Genomic DNA, 386 nt, shown 5'->3' on the forward strand with positions numbered 1-386 from the left:
GCTCCAGTGTCGAGAAGGGCACCGTCGTCAGGCCGTTGACCGTGAAACCCGTGATCGACTTGCGGAACGCCGCGAACGCGATGACGCCTTCACCCCCGGTATAATATTCGAAACCGAGGTCGAGGTTGTCGGAGATGTACGGGTTGAGGGCATTGTTGCCCAGCGTGCCGACGTCCGCCGACGGCTGCACGAAACTCGCACCCGGCAGCAACTGGTTCGGGTCCGGTCGCGTCAGGGTCCGCGAGATCGAGCCGCGCGCGACGGCCTTGGTGCCGAAGCTGTAGGCGACGCTCGCCGACGGCAGGAAGTTGGAATAGAGGCGGTTCGTCTCGGTGAAGTTCACCTGCACCGGATAACAGGACCCATCCAGCGCGAAGCCCGGGCTG

General features: G+C 64.2%; 1 protein-coding gene. It reads right to left on the reverse strand.

All coding sequences use genetic code 11. The annotated features are described in order from the left end of the window. Positions 1 to 386 (reverse strand): TonB-dependent receptor domain-containing protein (locus tag AC0IYH_RS29725; protein ID WP_471837665.1); only part of this gene is annotated, 386 nt, incomplete at both ends.

This window comes from Pseudomonas sp. AC463 (assembly GCF_979253585.1).